This window comes from Streptomyces sp. NPDC017246 (assembly GCF_044331325.1).
In the GTDB taxonomy this organism is placed as follows: Bacteria; Actinomycetota; Actinomycetes; order Streptomycetales; family Streptomycetaceae; genus Streptomyces.
On sequence record NZ_JBIRMW010000020.1, the window covers coordinates 79,719 to 95,668 of the forward strand.

18 protein-coding genes and 1 pseudogene are annotated in these 15,950 nt (G+C 73.1%); 10 read left to right on the forward strand and 9 right to left on the reverse strand.

Annotated elements, in window-relative coordinates:
• Positions 1-4: 4 nt before the first annotated feature.
• A complete protein-coding gene (locus ACH4MY_RS33760) occupies positions 5-364 on the forward strand; it encodes a MazG-like family protein (protein WP_398008028.1) in 360 nt (119 codons plus the stop codon).
• Here ACH4MY_RS33760 and ACH4MY_RS33765 read toward each other — a convergent pair.
• The 4 genes from ACH4MY_RS33765 to ACH4MY_RS33780 are packed head-to-tail and all read right to left on the reverse strand — an operon-like array spanning position 351 to position 4,055.
• Positions 351-1,544 (reverse strand): ABC transporter permease, encoded by a 1,194-nt coding sequence (locus tag ACH4MY_RS33765; protein ID WP_398008030.1) that lies wholly within the window; start codon positions 1,542-1,544, stop codon positions 351-353. The two genes, ACH4MY_RS33760 and ACH4MY_RS33765, sit on opposite strands and share 14 nt — an antisense overlap.
• The gene (locus ACH4MY_RS33770; protein WP_398008032.1) at positions 1,541-2,302 is read right to left on the reverse strand and encodes an ABC transporter ATP-binding protein; all 762 of its coding nucleotides are present in this window, start codon (positions 2,300-2,302) and stop codon (positions 1,541-1,543) included. Before ACH4MY_RS33770 ends, ACH4MY_RS33765 begins: the two co-directional genes overlap by 4 nt.
• Positions 2,299-3,405 carry a peptidoglycan-binding protein gene (locus tag ACH4MY_RS33775; RefSeq protein ID WP_398008034.1) on the reverse strand — a complete coding sequence of 369 codons (1,107 nt, stop codon included), beginning with the start codon at positions 3,403-3,405 and terminating at the stop codon, positions 2,299-2,301. The genes ACH4MY_RS33770 and ACH4MY_RS33775 overlap by 4 nt, the downstream gene beginning before the upstream one ends.
• Positions 3,402-4,055 carry a hypothetical protein gene (locus ACH4MY_RS33780; protein ID WP_398008036.1) on the reverse strand — a complete coding sequence of 218 codons (654 nt, stop codon included), beginning with the start codon at positions 4,053-4,055 and terminating at the stop codon, positions 3,402-3,404. The genes ACH4MY_RS33775 and ACH4MY_RS33780 overlap by 4 nt, the downstream gene beginning before the upstream one ends.
• 134 nt (positions 4,056-4,189) lie before the next feature.
• Here ACH4MY_RS33780 and ACH4MY_RS33785 point away from each other — a divergent pair, with 134 nt between their 5' ends.
• From ACH4MY_RS33785 to ACH4MY_RS33795, 3 genes are read left to right on the forward strand one after another with little or no spacing between them, the layout of a single operon-like run.
• The gene (locus tag ACH4MY_RS33785) at positions 4,190-4,885 is read left to right on the forward strand and encodes a response regulator (protein ID WP_398008038.1); all 696 of its coding nucleotides are present in this window, start codon (positions 4,190-4,192) and stop codon (positions 4,883-4,885) included.
• Positions 4,882-6,465, forward strand: coding sequence for an ATP-binding protein (locus tag ACH4MY_RS33790; RefSeq protein ID WP_398008040.1), 1,584 nt, complete (start codon positions 4,882-4,884; stop codon positions 6,463-6,465). The genes ACH4MY_RS33785 and ACH4MY_RS33790 overlap by 4 nt, the downstream gene beginning before the upstream one ends.
• Positions 6,462-6,956: a hypothetical protein gene (locus ACH4MY_RS33795; protein WP_398008042.1), complete on the forward strand. Its 495-nt coding sequence runs from the start codon at positions 6,462-6,464 to the stop codon at positions 6,954-6,956. The genes ACH4MY_RS33790 and ACH4MY_RS33795 overlap by 4 nt, the downstream gene beginning before the upstream one ends.
• 22 nt (positions 6,957-6,978) lie before the next feature.
• Here ACH4MY_RS33795 and ACH4MY_RS33800 read toward each other — a convergent pair whose 3' ends face one another.
• Positions 6,979-7,431, reverse strand: a complete 453-nt coding sequence (locus tag ACH4MY_RS33800) for a helix-turn-helix transcriptional regulator (protein ID WP_398008044.1) — start codon at positions 7,429-7,431, stop codon at positions 6,979-6,981.
• Positions 7,432-7,566: 135 nt separating this feature from the next.
• Between ACH4MY_RS33800 and ACH4MY_RS33805 the strand changes: the two genes are divergently transcribed.
• The gene (locus tag ACH4MY_RS33805; protein WP_398008046.1) at positions 7,567-8,043 is read left to right on the forward strand and encodes an STAS domain-containing protein; all 477 of its coding nucleotides are present in this window, start codon (positions 7,567-7,569) and stop codon (positions 8,041-8,043) included.
• Here the strand turns inward: ACH4MY_RS33805 and ACH4MY_RS33810 are convergent.
• On the reverse strand, positions 8,037-8,462 hold the full coding sequence (locus ACH4MY_RS33810; protein ID WP_398008048.1) for an ATP-binding protein: 426 nt from the start codon (positions 8,460-8,462) through the stop codon (positions 8,037-8,039). The genes ACH4MY_RS33805 and ACH4MY_RS33810 overlap by 7 nt on opposite strands.
• 175 nt (positions 8,463-8,637) lie before the next feature.
• On the opposite strand from ACH4MY_RS33810, the gene ACH4MY_RS33815 reads away from it, so the two are divergent.
• Positions 8,638-9,558 carry a SigB/SigF/SigG family RNA polymerase sigma factor gene (locus ACH4MY_RS33815; RefSeq protein ID WP_398008049.1) on the forward strand — a complete coding sequence of 307 codons (921 nt, stop codon included), beginning with the start codon at positions 8,638-8,640 and terminating at the stop codon, positions 9,556-9,558.
• A 258-nt stretch (positions 9,559-9,816) separates the two neighbouring features.
• Here the strand turns inward: ACH4MY_RS33815 and ACH4MY_RS33820 are convergent, their stop codons facing one another.
• Positions 9,817-10,407, reverse strand: coding sequence for an ATP-binding protein (locus ACH4MY_RS33820; RefSeq protein ID WP_398008051.1), 591 nt, complete (start codon positions 10,405-10,407; stop codon positions 9,817-9,819).
• 64 nt (positions 10,408-10,471) lie between these two features.
• A complete protein-coding gene (locus ACH4MY_RS33825) occupies positions 10,472-10,864 on the reverse strand; it encodes an STAS domain-containing protein (RefSeq protein WP_398008053.1) in 393 nt (130 codons plus the stop codon).
• 235 nt (positions 10,865-11,099) lie between these two features.
• On the opposite strand from ACH4MY_RS33825, the gene ACH4MY_RS33830 reads away from it, so the two are divergent.
• Together ACH4MY_RS33830 and ACH4MY_RS33835 are read left to right on the forward strand one after the other, a co-directional pair.
• Positions 11,100-11,693, forward strand: coding sequence for a DUF6328 family protein (locus ACH4MY_RS33830; RefSeq protein ID WP_398008055.1), 594 nt, complete (start codon positions 11,100-11,102; stop codon positions 11,691-11,693).
• Between the two features lie 76 nt (positions 11,694-11,769).
• The gene (locus ACH4MY_RS33835; RefSeq protein ID WP_398008057.1) at positions 11,770-12,099 is read left to right on the forward strand and encodes a plasmid stabilization protein; all 330 of its coding nucleotides are present in this window, start codon (positions 11,770-11,772) and stop codon (positions 12,097-12,099) included.
• Between the two features lie 71 nt (positions 12,100-12,170).
• Here the strand turns inward: ACH4MY_RS33835 and ACH4MY_RS33840 are convergent, their stop codons facing one another.
• Entirely contained in the window at positions 12,171-13,589 is a 1,419-nt protein-coding gene (locus ACH4MY_RS33840) for an amidase (protein WP_398008059.1), read from the reverse strand.
• A 304-nt stretch (positions 13,590-13,893) separates the two neighbouring features.
• Here ACH4MY_RS33840 and rox point away from each other — a divergent pair, with 304 nt between their 5' ends.
• Together rox and ACH4MY_RS33850 are read left to right on the forward strand one after the other, a co-directional pair.
• Complete coding sequence (rox, locus tag ACH4MY_RS33845; protein ID WP_398008061.1) at positions 13,894-15,321, forward strand: rifampin monooxygenase; 1,428 nt, start codon at positions 13,894-13,896, stop codon at positions 15,319-15,321.
• A 68-nt stretch (positions 15,322-15,389) separates the two neighbouring features.
• A pseudogene (locus tag ACH4MY_RS33850) lies at positions 15,390-15,950 on the forward strand (4'-phosphopantetheinyl transferase family protein); the annotation flags it as partial.

A 15,950-nucleotide genomic window follows, 5' to 3' on the forward strand; every position in this document is an offset into this window, starting at 1 on the left:
CCTCGTGACGGACAACGACCCGTGGGACACCATCCGTTCGCTCGCCGCGCGCTTCGCGGAGTTCGACACAGAGCGGGGGCTGGCGCCGGAGGAGCAGTGGACGCTCCAGGTCCTCAAGCTCTCCGAGGAGGTCGGTGAGGCCGCGCAGGCCGTCATCGGTGTCCGGGCGGCGAATCCGCGCAAGGGCCGCAGCCACAGCTGGGAGCAGGTGCAGGAGGAGGTGGTCGACGCCGTGGTCACCGGCATGGTCGCCCTCTCCCGGATGCGCCCCGACGACGCCGCGGAGTTCTTCACCGCCGTGCTCGCCGAGAAGGCGGCGAAGTTCCTCCCGCCCGGCGGCACCCCGGTGGTCACGTCGCGTTGAGCGCCACCGTCGGGTGGAGGCGGGAGGCGCGGATCGCCGGGTAGAGGCCGGCGCTCACACCGATCACGAGCGTGGCCGCCAGGCCGCCCGCCAGGGACCAGGGCGGGACCACCGCCGTCCAGCCCTGGACCCGTGCGAAGCCGTACGTCGCCGCCGCGCCCAGCAGGGCGCCCGTCGCCCCGCCGAGCGCCGACAACAGCAGCGACTCGGTCAGGAACTGCAGCCGGACGGCGTTGCGGGTCGCGCCGAGGGAGCGGCGCAGGCCGATCTCCTGACGGCGCTCCAGGACGGAGATGACCATGGTGTTGGCGACGCCGACACCTCCGACCAGCAGGGCCACCGCGCCCAGGCCCAGCATCAGGGTCGTCAGGCCCTTGTCGGTGGCCGCCTTGGCGGCCAGCGCGTCCGATGGCCGTGAGACCTTGACGCCCGCCTCGCCGCCGGGGCTGATCGTGCGGGCCAGGATCGCCCGTACGTCCTCCACCGAGGCGTCGGTGGAGCGCTCGAAGACGGTGGTCGGGTGGCCGTCGAAGCCGAAGTGGCGTTCGGCGGCGGGGAATCCGACCATCGCCACGCGGTCCAGGTTCGGGACGAGTTCGAGCGGCTTCAGGATGCCGACGACGACCACGCGGATGTCGTTCATCATGATCGTCTCTCCGGTGCGGGTGATGCCCAGGCGGTCGGCGGCCACCGCGCCGAGGACCGTGACAGGCAGCCGTTCACCGGCCGGGTCCAGCCAGACGCCCTCGTCGACCTCACCGCCGAGCGCGGCCAGGAGGTCGGTACGGACCGCCTGCGTGGTGACGCCTGCCGTGCGCTCCTCGGGGACCAGGTCGCTGCGGCGGATGCGGGCGTCGACGTCCCCGGTGCCGGTGGCGTGCTGGACGGGGCCGATGCGCTCGACCATCGCGACCGCGTTCCTGGGGAGTTTGACCTCCGCGCCCAGGGCGTCCTTGCCCGCCTCGGCGGTGAGGAGGTTGGTGCCGAGGCGGTCGAGCCGGGCCATCAGGTCCGCTCGGCTGGACTCGGACAGGCCGACGACCGCGACCATGGTCGCGATGCCGATGGCGATGCCGAGCGCGGAGAGCACGACCCGCGCGCGTCGCGCGCGGAGACCGACGGCGCCGACCCGGAGGATGTCGCCGGCGGAGAGCCGGGAGGGCTTGAGGGTGTCTTTCACGGCGAGACTCCTTGCCCGGGGAGAGCCCCGCGTTCGTCCGCGACGATCTCGCCGTCCTTGAACCGCACCCGTCTCGGCAGTGAGCCGGCGATCCCGTTGTCGTGGGTGATGACGCAGATGGTGGTGCCGGCGGCGTTCAGCTCGTGCACCAGCTCCATCACGATCTCGCCGGAGGCGGTGTCGAGCGCCCCGGTCGGTTCGTCCGCGAGCAGCAGCGTGGGCTCCCCCACCAGGGCGCGGGCGATGGCCACGCGCTGCTTCTCGCCGCCGGACAGTTCGTCGGGCGTGTGGGAGCCGCGGTGGTCGAGGCGTACCCGGGCGAGTGCCTCTCTCGCCCGCGCGCGGCGTTCGCGCGGTGGCACGCCCGCGTACAGCAGTCCGTCGGCGACGTTGTCGACGGCGTCGCGCCCCGCCGCCAGGTGGAAGTGCTGGAACACGAAGCCGATGTGCCGGGCGCGCAGTGCGGAGAGCCGGGCGTCGGAGAGGGCGGAGACGTCGTGGCCGGCGATCCGGACGGTGCCGGCGGTGGGCTTGTCGAGGGTGCCCATGACGTGGAGCATCGTGGACTTGCCGGAGCCGGAGGGCCCGACGACGGCGAGCAGTTCGCCCTCGTCGACGGTGAGGTTCACCCCGCGCAGGGCGTGGACCCCGCCGGGGTACGACTTGGCGGCGTCCCGCAGTTCGACGACGGGGGTCCGGGTCGTGGCGGGCGTCGGGGCGATGCCGGAGGCCGAGGGGGTGACGGGGTCCGGGTTCATGACGCCGCCACTCCGACCTTCAAACCCTCGCGCACGTCCGGGCCGCTGACCTCGATCCGTCCGTCGGCGGTCATGCCCGTCTCCACCCGTATCGTCGTCGTGGTGGTGCCCCGGACGATCTGGAGGCCGTAACCGCCGTTCTCGCCGCGCAGGGCGAGGACCGCCTCGACGGGGACCGCGAGGACTCCCCTGCGGGCCTCGCTGACGAACTTCACGCTGGCCGCGGCCTTGGCGTCCTCGCCGGACGCGGCGCTCGCACCGCCGTCGAGGACGACCTCGACGACGATGCCCTCCTGGGCGCCGGCGCCGTCCCCCGAGCCGCTCTCCTCGGGGCGTACGGTTCCGTGGACCCGCCCGGTCACGGGCTTCCCGCTGGGCAGGGTGACCTCGACCCTGGTGCCCGCCGCCGTGAGGGCGCCGTCGGTCTGGTCCAGGCGTGCCCGGACGACGGGCCTGGTGGAGGCGATCGTCAGGACGGGTTCGTCCGGGCCGACCTGGTCGGCGAGCGCGGCGTCGACGGACACCACCTTCACCTCGCCGGGCTGGAAGACGACGTCTCCTCTGCCGACCCTGCCGGTGGGTTCGCGGTTCAGGGACTTCTGCCACCGCTTGACGGCGGTCTCGGTGTCCTTGTCGTACCTCGGGTCGACGTACAGCCCCGCCCCGTACCCCAGGTCCCTGAGGTTCCGCTCCAGTTGGAGCACGTCGCTGCCGCGGTCGCCCGTCCTCAGCTCGCGGAACATCGGGACCGGCCCGTAGAGCAGGGTGACGGGCTTGTCGTTCCGTTCGTACATCGACTGCCCACGGGTCAGGGTCCTCCCCTCGACGGCGGCCACCGTGACCGTGCCCTCGACGGCGGACCTGACGGGGCGGCGCTGAGCGAAGTCGAGTCTGCCGTCGACGGTCTTGGACTGGACGAGGTCGGTGCGTACGACGGTCGCGGTGGCGGGCGGCAGGTCGCCGCCCCTGCCCGATCCGCTGGTGCTCCGGCCGTCGCCGAGGACGCCGAAGTCCCCGCCGTCGCCGAGCAGGACGACTCCCCCGGCGACGGCTGCGGCGACGGTGACCGCGCCGAGGGCGCGGAAGGCGGTGCGGCGCCTCACTGCATGCCGTCCAGACCGTCGAGCAGCTTCGTCCCGCAGGCCTCGCGGGCCTGCTTGTACGCCGGGGAGTCGCTGTCGATGGTCGGGGACGCCGGGTTCGGGTCGCCGCCGGGCTGGGCGTTGCCGCCGCTCATCGTGGGGTTGGTGAACCGGGAGACGCCGTTGTCGCGCATGCACGTGGCGTGCGCGAGCATCGACTCGTAGTCCTTCTGCTGGTCCCTCTTGGGTTCGGCCTGCATGGCCTTCTGGAGTTCGGCGACACAGACGCCGTTCCTGCCGCCCTTGGCGGCCTCCATCTGGCCGGGCCGCGAGGAGATCTCCTCGATCTTCCCCCAGTCGAGGTGGCCGCTGAGTTTGGGGTCGGGGTAGTCCTTGTAGCCGCCCTTGACGCGCATGCACCGGACGTAGGCCAACTGGGCGTCGTAGAAGGCGCTCTTCCCGGCGGGGCGGGTGCTCGGGGTGCTGTCGCCCCGCGCGGCCGGCGAGGCCGTGGTGGTGTCGGGCACCGAGGCGATGTCGTCGTTCTTCCGCGCGTCGGCGGCGCTGTCGTCACCGCCGCCGCACGCCACGGAGAGGGCGAGGACGGGGAGCACGGCGAGCGCGGTAAGGCGCAGCCGGGCGGGGACACGGGAGGTTGTCTTCGTGCTCATGACGACCACCCTCGGCGGACCACGTGATGACGACTCCATGGCCACATGATGAGAACGTAACAATGCCCCCGACCTGCGCATCGGCCCACCCTCGGGGTCTCTCGCCGGCCCGCGCGGCACCCATAATCGACCGCATGCCGCATGTACTGCTCATCGAGGACGACGCGTCCGTACGGGACGGAATGGAGCTCGTGCTGCGCCGGCACGGGTACGACGTCGACACGGCGGCCACCGGCGAGGAGGCGCTCGCGCTGCTCGACGGCCCGGACGGCGGGAGGGTCGAGCTGGCCGTCCTCGACCTGATGCTGCCGGGGATGGACGGCTTCGAGGTGTGCCGCCGCATCCGCGCCCGGACGACCGTGCTGCCGGTCGTCATGCTGACGGCCCGCGGTGACGACCACGACATCGTGACGGGGCTGGAGGTGGGCGCCGACGACTACGTGGTCAAGCCGGTGACCGCGCCCGTCCTGGAGGCCCGCATCCGGGCGGCGCTGCGGCGCGCGGAGCCGTCCGCGCAGCCGCGGCCGGCCGGCGCGGACCTCGCGGGGCTGGTGATCGACCGGTCCGGTCTCACCGTCACCAAGCACGGCGTCCCGATCCCGCTGCCGCCCACCGAACTGCGGCTGCTGCTCGAACTCTCCGCCTCCCCCGGCCGCGTCTTCAGCCGCGAGCAGCTCCTCGAATCGGTCTGGGACCACACCTTCCTGGGGGACTCGCGGCTGGTGGACGCGGCGGTCGGCCGGCTGCGGGCGAAGCTGGAGGACGTGCCGGCGAGGCCGCGGTACGTCCAGACGGTTCGGGGCTTCGGCTACCGCTTCGGGCCGCTGTGAGCCGCGAGCGGGGTGCCGGGCGCGAGGGGACGGGTGACGGGGAGGCGGGTGACGGGGAGGCGTCGCGCACCGCCCGGAACGGCAGGGCCCGGTGGGGCGGCGGCCCGAAGCGCCGTCCCCGGCGGCTGGTCGGCGGGCTGCGGACCCGGCTCGTCGTCACGTTCGTCGTCGTCGCGCTCATCAGCGCGGTGACCGCGACCGCGCTCGCCTACCGGGACGCGCGCACCGCCGTCCTCCGGCGCACCCAGGACGCCGCCGTGAACGACGTACGGACGCGGGTCACCGCGGTCGCCGCCGACTTCGACCTGCCGCCCGACCAGCGCTCGCTCTCCCGCTTCGCGGCGAAGGTCTCGGACGGCCTCGGCCCCAGGATCGTGGTCGCCCGCCACCAGGATCTGGTGGCGGTCTCCGACTCGCTCGCCGACACGGAGCAGCGGATCACCGTCGAACTGCGGACCGCCGTGCGCGCCGGGGACGGGGCCCGGTTCCAGCGGGTGATGTGGCGGGGCGAGCCGTATCTGGTGGTCGGCATGCCGGTGGCGTACGCGGACGGGGACCGTCGCTCCTCCGGTCTCGAGGTCTTCGTGATCACCGATCTGCGGGCGGAACGCGACGACACGGCGGCCCTGTTGGACTCCGTACGGGCGGGCATCCTGCCGGTGGTGGTCCTGGCCGCCGTCCTGGCGCTGCTCGCGGCCGGGACGGTCCTGCGTCCCGTACGGAAGCTGGGGCGGGCCACCCGTGGGCTCGCGGCCGGTGATCTCGGCAGTCGGGTCGCGGTCCGGGGACACGACGAACTCGCCGATCTGGCACGGACGTTCAACGAGACGGCGGACGCCCTGCAGGCCTCCGACGCGCGCCTGCGCGAGCAGGAGGCGAAGGCGCGGCGCTTCGTGGCGGACGTGTCGCACGAACTGCGCACACCGCTCGCGGCGATGACGATGGTCGCCACGGTCCTGGAGGAGGACGCCGACCAGCTGCCGCCCGACGCGGCACGGGCGGCCCGCACGGTGGGCGCGGAGACGGCGCGGCTCTCCCGGCTCGTCGAGGACCTGATGGAGATCTCCCGCTTCGACGCGAACGCGATCCGGCTGAACGCCGCGGAGACGGACCTCGCCGACGCGGTCCGGGCGTCCCTGGCGCTGCGCGGCTGGACGGACCGGGTGGAGACCCGGCTCGACGAGGGCGTACGGGCGGTGGTCGACCGGCGTCGTGTCGATGTGATCGTCGCGAACCTGGTGGGCAACGCGCTGCGGCACGGAGCCCCGCCGGTCGTCGTGACCCTCGGTACGGCTGTCGCGGCGGACGGGGAGTGGGTGACGGTGGAGGTCGCCGACCACGGTCCCGGGCTGCCGCCGGAGGCCCGGGAACGGGTCTTCGACCGCTTCTACAAGGCGGACGCGGCACGCACGCGGAGTGCCGCCGACACCGAGGGGCAGGGCAGCGGCCTCGGTACGGCGATCGCGCTGGAGAACGCGCGGCTGCACGGCGGCACCATCGAGGTGGCGGCAGGAGCGGAGGGCGGCGCGGTGTTCACGGTGCGGCTGCCCCTTCGGCGTTCGGGAGAGGAAGCACGGTGAGGGTACGGGTGGGAGTGCTGGTCTCCGTCCTCGGGATCGCGCTGGTGGGGTGCGGTGTGCAGCCGACCGGGGTGATAGGCGCGGGCGAGCCGGCCACCGGGCTGACGCGCGGGGTCCGGCTGTACTTCGCGTCCGGCAGCGGACTGCGGGGTGTGCCCGTGCTCGACAGGAAGGTCGAGAACCTGAACACGGTGGTGAAGCTGCTCGCCGGCGGCCCACCGCCCGCGGAGCAGCGTGACGGCCTCACCAACCTCGTGGAACTCGGCGGCTACACGGTGACGGGACGGGGCGTCCGGGTCACGGTGCACTTGGAGGATCCGTACGCGGCGACCGGCCGCGATCAGGGCACGGGGCAGCTGGTGTGCACCCTGGCCCGCGCCCAGTCCGTACTCGACCCGAAGGTCCGGGCCGACGACGTCGAGGTCACCCTGCGCCGGCCCGAGGGCCCGGTACTGGGGCCCTATCGGTGCGCGGAGTTCCTCGACGGGTGACACGGTTCCCCGCCGGGGGGGGTCACACCGCGTCCACGCCGTCGTTCGCCGCGGCGCGGTGGGCGGAGCCGCCGTCGTTCGCCGCGGCGCGGTGCGCGGAGCCGCCGTCGCCGGGCGAGGCGCGGTGCGCGGAGCCGCCGTCGCCGGGTGAGGCGCGGTGCGCGGAGCCGCCGTCGCCGGGTGAGGCGCGGAGGAGGTCGAGCAGGCCGGTGATCTCGTAGTCGCCTTCCAGGGGGTGCCGGAACCGCATGCCGGAGGCGAGGTGGTAGCGGTTGCGCCGCCCTTCGCGCGCGTGCGTGAGATAGCCGGCGGCCTCCAGATCGGCCACGATCGCCTGCACGGTCCGCTCGGTCACACCGCACGCGGCGGCGACGTCCCGCAGGCGCACATCAGGATCTCGTGCGATCACGACCAGCACTCGGGCGTGATTCGTCAGGAAGGTCCACGACTGGCGATCGCCTGAGCTGTCACCCATGGACCCATTATGTGACGGTTTCCTCATGAGTCTCAAGACCTGAAATCGATATCATGTGATTCTTGACGTGCTATGAGTCGAAAGAGGACTATAGGGACGGAAAGAGAAGGTTTGGCCGGCCCACGGGAGGCCACCATGTATCCCCTTTCGGACCAGTCCATCGACGTCGGGGCGCACACCGCCGGCCTCGGCCCGCAGTCGCCCACGGCCGCCCCGGACACGCGGCTGACCGTCGAGGTCACACCGGGCGGCACCGTCGTCGTCCGCGGCGAGATCGACAGCGGCACCGCCTCCCGGCTGCAGCGGACCCTCCTGCTCGCGCTCCACGCGCACCCGGCGGGTGTCACGCTCGACCTGTCCGGCGTCACCTTCTGCGACTGCGCCGGCCTGCGCGCCGTCCTGGCCGCCCGGCACCGGCGCCTCGCCGGCGGGCTCCACCGGCTGGCGCTGGGCCCCGTGAGTGCCCGGATGGCGCGACTGCTCCAGCTCACCGGCACCGGAGAACTCCTCGGAGCACCGGAGACGGGACCGAGCCGGGCGGAGCGGACGGGACGGACCCGGCCGGAGCAGCTGGGGCGCATGCGGTTCACGACGACGGGGCCAGGTCAGTGAAGCGGCATCCGGACCTCGATGGTCTTGCCGCCCTCCGGCGGCAGACACACCCTGATCTCCCGCGCGAGGAGCCTGATCAGGGGCCAGCCGAAGCCGCCCTCCGCCAGGCCGTCGGCGTGCTGCCTCGCCCGTGCGTTCCCGGCGTGCGGCAACTCTCCGCTCGCGTCCGCGACGGTGATCGTCACCATGCCCCGGTCGACCGCCACACCGAATCCGGTGAGGCCGCCGCCGTGTCGCAGCGCGTTGGTCACGAGCTCGGACGTCACGAGCAGCGCATCTCCGAAGGCGGTGCCGGACGGCGGACCCGTCGGCCCCGACCCGGCCGCCTCCAGCGCCTCCGCCACTCGGGCGCGCGCCTCGGACGCGTCGCGCGGGACCAGGATCGAGTACTTCTCCAGCGTGCTGTGCCCTGGGGTCACTGTTCCTCCCGCCCTGTCTGCGCTCGTCCCACCCGTTGTCTCTCTTCGCTCCACAGGCCCCTGCCCCGACGAAGCATCCACATTCGCCCCATTCCTCTCCCCCGTCGACGCCCACGCGGGTCGTGGACCTCGGCAGCGGGTACGAGGTCAGAGGGATCTCCCCCGAGGAGCCTTCATGTCGAACCGCCCCCGCACCGCCCGTGACACCGGGACCGTCCGCCGGGAGCCCGAGCGACCGGCCGGCCTCCCGGAGATCGAGAACCCCCTGGCGGTGAGCACCGCGGACGCCCGCACGCTCTCGGCGCCCCTGTTCGAGCGGCTGCGGTCGCTGGAGGAGGGCACGGCCTCGTACTCGTACGTACGCAACACCCTGGTCGAGCTCAACCTCAGCCTCGTCAAGTACGCGGCGACCCGGTTCCGCCGTTCCGGGGAGTCCTGGGAGGACATCGTCCAGGTCGGCACCGTCGGCCTGATCAAGGCGATCAACAGGTTCGACCCGGAGCGCGGGAACGAGTTCATGTCCTTCGCCCTGCCCACCGTGCTCGGTGAGATACGGCGGCATCTGCGCGACACCGGCTGGAGCGTGCACGTGCCGCGCCGGCTGCAGGAGCTGCGCCTCGACCTGGCGAAGGCGAACGACGCCCTCGAACAGGACTTGGGCCGCCCGCCGACGTCCTCGGAGCTGAGCGATCACCTCCACATCACCGAGGCGGAACTGCGCGAGGGCCGGATCGCGGCGAACGCATTCACCAGCCGCTCGCTCGACGTCCCCACGGACGACGAGGACGGCGGTCCGGGCATGCTCGCGCGCTGTCTGGGGACCGACGACGACGCCTTCGAGAAGATCGAGAACCTGGAAGCTCTCAAGCCGCTCGTCGCCGCCCTGTCCGGACGCGAACGGACGATCCTGTCGCTGCGCTTCGGCGACGAGCTGACGCAGGCGGAGATCGGCGAGCGGCTCGGCCTCTCGCAGATGCACGTCTCCCGTCTCCTGAGCCGCATCCTGGGCGGTCTGCGTACGGGCCTGATGACGGACGAGCCACCGAGGGGCATGCCCGGCGGCCCGGCGGGCGGCGTCACGTCCGCGGCCCGGTAGGCGGCGCACCGCGCGGCGCCGGGGCGTGGCCCTGGGGCCGGTGCAGGGTGGCCCCAGACGTGGCCCTGGGGCCGGTGCAGGGTGGCCCCAGACGTGGCCCTGGGGCCGGTGCCGGGTGGCCCCAGGGGCTCGCGAGCCCGCCGGGGCACCACACCGACTCACGGCCGGGGCACCACCCCGACTCGCGAACGTACCGGGTGGGTCGCAGCGACTAGCGAGCCCCGGGAGCGGGCTCCATCCGGGGCACCGCCCGCGGCGTCACCGGCCCGGGGCGCCGTCGAGGGGACCGGACGAGCCCCCCGCACTCGGCCCCGGGGCCGGCCCCGGGGCGTCGCCCAGCCGGCCGTGTGCCCCCGGTGCGGGGCTTGGGCCGCCCTCCGGGACGGGTGCCGCCAGCTCCATCCAGACGGACTTGCCCTCCTCCGTGACGACGGCTCCCCAGGCCCGCGCGAGCCGGTCGATCACGATCAGGCCGTTGCCGCCCGGCTGTCCCGGCGCGCCCCGGGGCCGGAAGCCCGGAACGCGGCTGCTCCGGTCGCTCACCTCGATCCGCAGGTCCCCCGCCGCACCCGTATCGGGGGGCCCGGTGGGCGCGAGGCGGATCACCAGTTCCGTCGGGCCGCCGGCGTGAAGGCAGGCGTTGGTCACCGCTTCCGACACCACGAGGAGCACGTCCTCGACGGCGAGCTCCCGTTCCTCCGCCGTGAGTCCCGAGGACTCCTGCGGGCCGGGCCAGTCCCAGTCGGTGAGCGCCACCCGGCAGAAGTCGCGGCAGCGGGCGACCACCGACCCGCCGCTCCGCAGGCCGAGCCGTCTGATCTGGCCCCTCGACCGGACCGGTTCGCTCATCCGCGCCTCCACCGTCCCCACCTCCGCCGTTCCCACCGCCGCCGTCCCCGGCTCCTTGCCGTGCTCACGGGTGCTCCCCCTCGACCAGGTCCGCGGGGAGTTCCTCGTGCACCGTGAACACGGCCACGACTCCCGTGATGCCGAACGCCCGGTCGACCGGTGGACGGAGGGCGGCCAGTTCCAGTCTGCTGCCCGCCTCCAGCGCGTCCAGTCTCGTGGTCAGCAGGAGATTGAGGCCGGTGGAGTCGCAGAACGTCAAGCCTTCGCAGTCCACCACGATCCGCTCCGGGCGCCGTTCCAGGGCGCCGGAGAGCGCCTCGCGCAGCGGCTCCTGGGTGTCGCGGTCGAGCTCGCCCGTCACCGTGACGACGGCCGTGGCGCCGCTCCAGCGGACCGCGGCCGTCAGGCGCGGGCCGACGAGCCCGGCGTCACCCGCCCCCGTCGCATCCCTTGGCATCAGGCTCTCCGGTTCCCGTCGGCGCAGAATTCAGAGCTGTGGACGACGATACGCCGGGGGCTCCGGGCAGGGCGAGCCGAAGCGCCGGGCCGTGGCAGAGGACCGGGCGGACGCGTTCGGGCCCTCGTGTGATGTCACGAAGAGTCCCAGGGGTACGGATGTGCCGGGGCGGGCCGGGCAGACGCCGTGTGCGGCCTCCGCTCGGCGCGGCCCCTGGGACCGGAAGGTGAGGCGGATGACTGACCGCGAGACCGGGCGGGGACGGGAGGACGCCGAGGCGGCCCCCGAGACCGGACAGGGCACGTCCGGGGCCCGACGGGGCCGGGAGGACGGGCGGGGAGGTCACGCGAGCGGGCGGGGCCGCCGGGAGACCGCGGACGAGCGTGCCGACCGGCAGTGGCAGGACCTCATGCAGGAGATCCGGGTGGTCCAGACGGGCGTCCAGATCCTCCTCGGCTTCCTGCTGACCGTCGTCTTCACCCCCCGGTACGAGAGCCTCGGCTCGACCGACAAGGGCATCTACATCCTGACGGTGATCCTCGGCTCGCTGGCCACCGGCGCGCTCATCGGGCCGGTTCCCTTCCACCGCATCGTCGCGGGGCGGCAGATCAAACCCCACGCGGTCACCTGGGCGTCCCGGCTGACCTTCATCGGGATCGTGCTGCTGCTCGCCACCCTCACCAGCGCGCTCTTCCTCATCCTGCGGGTGGCCACGGACAACACGATCGTTCCGTGGGTCGTCGCCGGGGTCGCGGCCTGGTACCTGCTGTGCTGGTTCGCCCTGCCGCTGTGGACCCGGTACCGGTACACCGCGAGGAGGAGGGAGTGACCGCGGAGGCGGCGGGTAGCCGCACGGAGAACGCCCGGACATCGGAGTCACCCGGACCACGTGGAAGGAGCACGCCATGCCTCGCGGATCCAGCCCGAAGCGGGAACGGCAGTACGAGCACATCAAGGAGAGCGCCCGGGAGCGCGGCGAGAGCGAGAGGCGCGCCGAGGAGATCGCCGCCCGCACGGTGAACAAGGAACGCGCACGGCACGGCGAGTCCAGGACGTCGAGCCGGCTGTCCCGGGAGGACATGTCCTCCGGGGAGCGCGGCGGCAAGCGCTCCCACAGCGGGGCCCGGGGACGCACGTTCGACCAGCTCTACGAAGAGGCCAGGCGCCGCGGCATCGACGGCCGCTCGAAGATGAACAAGGCACAGCTGCTGCGCGCCCTGGGCGGCGGCGACTGAGGACACGCGTCGGCCCGCGGGAGGCAGGGGACGGTCGAGTCCGCCGGCCTCCCGGGTCCATCGGCTCGGGGTCAGACGTCCTGGATGCGCCGGAACGGGCGGTCCGCCTCCAGCGCGAACGCGACGTCGAGGAGTGTCCGTTCGCTGCCGGGGCGGCCGGAGAACATCACGCCGACGGGCAGCCCGGCCTCCGTCGCGCTCGCGGCCGGCACCGAGATCGACGGCGTCCCCACGACGTTGTTGACCGGTGTGAAGGCCACGTACGCGAGGATCCGCTCGATCAGCGTCGAGTACGGCACGGTCGGGCCGAGGTGACCGATCTCCGGCGTGGTGTGCGCCAGTACGGGCGTGAGGACGAGGTCGAGGCCGCGGAACGCCGCCGCGTACGCCACCTTCGTCCGCTTCAGCCTCCGCAGTACGGCGGGCGTGCGCCGCCAGCTCTTCACGTACTCCTCGCGCAGTCCCCGGCTGAGGCCGTCCATCCGGCGCCGGTCGAAGTCCGCGCCGAGGCTCCGGCCCGTGACGCCGAGGAGGAAGGACAGCATCCCCCAGTAGGTGAGGAAGTCGTCGGTGAAGCGGGGGTCGAGGGACAGCTCCACCGGTTCCACGGTGTGGCCGAGCCGTTCGAGTGTCGCCACGGTCTCCGTGACGGCGGCCCGGGTGGCGGCGTCGGTGGGGACTCCGGTCGGCGAGTCGAGCAGGAACCCGATGCGCAGGCGCCGGTCCGTCGGGCCTTCGACGAGGCCGAGGGGCGGCAGCTTCGGGTTGCGCCAGTGCGTCTCGGCGGCGGCGAGGAACGCGGCGGTGTCCCGTACCGAGCGGCTCACGATGCCGTCGGAGATGATGTCGAGGGGCAGTTGCCGGCTCTGGGGGTTGATCACGACACGGCCGCGGGTCGGCTTGAGACCGACGAGTCCGCAGCAGGCGGCCGGGATGCGGATCGAGCCGCCGCCGTCGTTGGCATGGGCGATCGGCACCGCTCCGGCGGCGACGAGCGCCGCGCTGCCGCCGGACGAACCGCCCGCCGAGTAGCCGGTGTTCCACGGGTTCCGCACCGGTTCGGCGGCCTCGTACTCCGTGGTGGGGCTGAACCCGAACTCGGGGAGCCGGGTCTTGCCGAGTACGGTGACGCCGCTGCTCAGGAGCTGCCGGGCGAACGGGGCATGGCGCCGGGCGACCTTCGGGGTGAAGGCGGCGCTGCCGTGCCCCGTGGGGAGGCCGAGGTAGTCGGTGTTGTCCTTGACGAAGGTCGGCACTCCGGCGAAGGCTCCGCCGCCCGGGCCGGTGACGGGTGCGGGGGCGTGGATGTGCACCTGGACCGCGTGAAGCCGCTCCTCGACCGCGCGTACCCGCTCGGCCGCGTCCCGGGCGGCCTCGGCCGCGCCGACCTCGCCCCGTCGGATCGCCGCGGCGAGCCCGACGGCGTCGTGCTCCCCCAGCGCGTCGTCACGGAAGGCGTGCACCGTGGCCCGTTCCTCGAAAGTCGTCACCGTTGTCTCAGCCCCCGGCCGTGTGGATGTCTGGCCGCCAGCATGCCCTACCAACCAGTAACACGCGAGAGGTGAAACACGCCCGGAAAAAGCGGGAGGCAAGGAAGTCCCGGACTCCTTGCCACTCTCAAGATATAGCGCACAGGGGGCCTTGCGGCAAGGCCCCCGTGCTGGGGCAGAATCTCCGGCCGTAGCCGGTGACCTGCGGAAACCAGCGGTACACGGAGTACCCGCCCCCCATGGGGCGGGGATCCCGCCAGCGGGTGACCGGCCGGACACGACTTTGAGAAACGGGGCGGTTTTCATGATCGACGTGATCGTTGTCGGCAGCGGTCCGACCGGCTTGATGCTGGCGAGCGAACTGCGGCTGCACGGCGTGCGCGTACTCGTGCTGGACAAGGAGACGCAGCCGACCCTGCAGTCCCGCGCACAGGGTCTGCACGTGCGCAGCATCGAGGTGATGGCCCAGCGCGGCCTCCTGGAGCGCTTCCTGCCGCTCGGAAAGCAGATCGCGGTCGGCGGCTTCTTCGCCGGCCTCGCCAAGGAGTGGCCCGCCGGGCTGGACACGGCGCATTCGTATGTCCTCGGCATCCCGCAGGCCGTCACCGAACGCCTGCTGGCCGAGCACGCCGTCGAGACCGGCGCCGAGATCCGGCGTGGCAGCGAGGTGGTCGGGCTGAGCCAGGACGACGACGGCGTGACGGTCGAACTGGCCGACGGCGAGCGACTGCGTTCGCGCTACGTCGTCGGCTGCGACGGCGGCCGCAGCACGGTGCGGAAGCTGCTCGGCGTCGCCTTCCCCGGTGAGCCCTCCAGGGTCGAGACGCTGCTCGGCGAGATGGAGATGACCGTGTCTCCGGAGGAGCTGGCCGCCGTGGTGGCCGAAGTCCGCAAGACACAGCTGCGGTTCGGCGCCATGCCCCTGGGGGACGGGGCGTTCCGCGTCATCGTGCCCGCCGAGGGAGTGGCCGAGGACCGTTCCGCCGCGCCGACGCTCGACGAGTTCAAGGTGCAGCTGCGGGCGTTCGCCGGCACCGACTTCGGTGTGCACTCGCCGCGCTGGCTCTCCCGCTTCGGCGATGCCACGCGGCAGGCCGAGCAGTACCGGGTCGACCGGGTGTTCCTGGCCGGCGACGCGGCCCACATCCACCCGCCGACCGGCGGCCAGGGGCTCAACCTGGGCATCCAGGACGCCTTCAACCTCGGGTGGAAGCTGGCCGCCGCGGTCGAGGGCTGGGCGCCCGAGGGGCTTCTCGACAGCTACCACTCCGAGCGGCACCCGGTGGCCACCGACGTCCTGGACAACACCCGCGCGCAGATCCAGCTGATGTCGACCGAGCCGGGCGCCCAGGCGGTGCGCCGACTCCTCGCGGAGCTGGTGGAGTTCGACGACGTCAACCGGTACCTGATCGAGAAGATCACGGCGATCTCCGTCCGCTACGACTTCGGCGACGGGCACGAGCTGCTCGGGCGGCGGATGCGGGACGTCGAGCTCAAGGGCGGCCGCCTCTACGAGCGGATGCACGAGGGTCGCGGACTGCTGCTCGACCGGACCGGACTGCTGTCGGTGGAGGGCTGGGAGGACCGGGTGGACCACGTCGTCGACACCGGTGACGAACTGGACGTGCCCGCCGTGCTGCTGCGCCCGGACGGCCATGTGGCGTGGGTGGGCGAGGACCAGGGGGAGCTGGTCGAACAGCTGCCCACCTGGTTCGGCGCCGCCACCGGCTGAGCGCCGGAGGCGCCCGCCCGGCCCCGCGAGCCCCTGGCCGGTCGCGCGCGAGGCCTCAGAATGACGGCATGACCTTGGAGATCCCCCCTGTACGGGTGCTACGAGCCGGCGACCCGCCGGAGCCGGCCGTCCTGCCCGCCGCCGACGGGACGGTCGTGCTCTGGCTGACCCGGGTGGCACAGGACCCGGCGGCGCACGAACTCCTGGACGCCGAGGAGCGGCGGCGGTGGAAGGCGCTCGTACGGGAGGACGACCGGGCACGGTATCTCGCCGCGCACGGGGCGCTGCGGCGGGTCCTCGGGCACCGTCTCGGCATACCGGCGGACCGGGTGGACTTCGTCAGGGAGGACTGTCCCCTCTGCGGCGGGCCGCACGGCCGGCCCGCCGTGCGAGGGGGCGGGGTCCACTTCTCGCTCTCGCACAGCGGGGACCTGGTGCTCATCGCTCTCGCCGCGACGCCGGTGGGTGTGGACGTCGAGGCGCACCCGGAGGCCGGTGCCCCTGACCTCGTGGCGGACCGGCTGCATCCGCGGGAGCGGGAGGAGTACGCCCTGCTGCCCCCCGAGGTCCGGCCGGCCGCGTTCACCCGGTGCTGGGTGCGCAAGGAGGCGTATCTGAAGGGCACGGGC

Bases quoted from the DNA above. Each gene is read 5' to 3' on its own strand.
- ACH4MY_RS33770 (WP_398008032.1), bottom strand. From the start codon at position 2,302: ATGAACCCGGACCCCGTCACCCCCTCGGCCTCCGGCATCGCCCCGACG.
- ACH4MY_RS33780 (WP_398008036.1), bottom strand. From the start codon at position 4,055: ATGAGCACGAAGACAACCTCCCGTGTCCCCGCCCGGCTGCGCCTTACC.
- ACH4MY_RS33785 (WP_398008038.1), top strand. From the start codon at position 4,190: ATGCCGCATGTACTGCTCATCGAGGACGACGCGTCCGTACGGGACGGA.
- ACH4MY_RS33800 (WP_398008044.1), bottom strand. From the start codon at position 7,431: ATGGGTGACAGCTCAGGCGATCGCCAGTCGTGGACCTTCCTGACGAAT.
- ACH4MY_RS33805 (WP_398008046.1), top strand. From the start codon at position 7,567: ATGTATCCCCTTTCGGACCAGTCCATCGACGTCGGGGCGCACACCGCC.
- ACH4MY_RS33815 (WP_398008049.1), top strand. From the start codon at position 8,638: ATGTCGAACCGCCCCCGCACCGCCCGTGACACCGGGACCGTCCGCCGG.
- ACH4MY_RS33820 (WP_398008051.1), bottom strand. From the start codon at position 10,407: ATGAGCGAACCGGTCCGGTCGAGGGGCCAGATCAGACGGCTCGGCCTG.
- ACH4MY_RS33825 (WP_398008053.1), bottom strand. From the start codon at position 10,864: ATGCCAAGGGATGCGACGGGGGCGGGTGACGCCGGGCTCGTCGGCCCG.
- ACH4MY_RS33830 (WP_398008055.1), top strand. From the start codon at position 11,100: ATGACTGACCGCGAGACCGGGCGGGGACGGGAGGACGCCGAGGCGGCC.
- ACH4MY_RS33835 (WP_398008057.1), top strand. From the start codon at position 11,770: ATGCCTCGCGGATCCAGCCCGAAGCGGGAACGGCAGTACGAGCACATC.
- rox (WP_398008061.1), top strand. From the start codon at position 13,894: ATGATCGACGTGATCGTTGTCGGCAGCGGTCCGACCGGCTTGATGCTG.